Origin of the sequence: Halomonas sp. ATBC28, from assembly GCF_005937175.1 — a bacterium.
Taxonomy (GTDB): domain Bacteria; phylum Pseudomonadota; class Gammaproteobacteria; order Pseudomonadales; family Halomonadaceae; genus Vreelandella; species Vreelandella titanicae.
Window position 1 is genome coordinate 1 of record NZ_VCQL01000083.1, and the last position, 571, is coordinate 571.

Here is a 571-nt window from a genome sequence, read left to right on the forward strand (position 1 = left end):
GTACGGCGGCGCCGACCTCGGCGTGACCGGCAAGGACACGCTCATCGAGCACGGCGGCCAGGGCCTCTACCAGCCGCTCGACCTGCAGATCGCCAAGTGCCGCGTGAGCGTGGCGGTGCGGCAGGACTTCGACTACGCCAGTGCCGTCCGGCAGGGCGCGCGCCTGAACGTGGCCACCAAATACACCACCATCGCGCGCGACTTCTTCGCGGCCAAGGGCGTGCACGTGGACATGATCAAGCTCTACGGCAGCATGGAGCTGGCGCCGCTCACCGGCCTAGCCGACGCCATCGTGGATCTGGTCTCGACCGGCAGCACGCTGCGCGCCAACCATCTGGTGGAAGTGGAGCGCATCATGGATATCAGTTCGCACCTGGTGGTGAACCAGGCCGCGCTCAAGCTCAAGCGCGAGCCGCTGCGCCGCATCATCGATGCCTTCGCCGCGGCGACCGAGCGAAAAAGCTGAAATCCGCTGCATGGATGGGTTCCTGCCGAAATAAACGCCAAAATGCGAATGCCGGGAAAATCGTTTCCTGGCGCATCATTTGTTTCAAATCGGAGGGAGTCCCCA

At 64.1% G+C, this 571-nt stretch carries 1 protein-coding gene; it reads left to right on the plus strand.

Annotated elements, in window-relative coordinates; all coding sequences use genetic code 11:
- A partial coding sequence (gene hisG, locus E0L35_RS25415) for an ATP phosphoribosyltransferase (RefSeq protein ID WP_138801726.1) occupies positions 1-466 on the plus strand: 466 nt, incomplete at its 5' end.
- Positions 467-571: the final 105 nt, after the last annotated feature.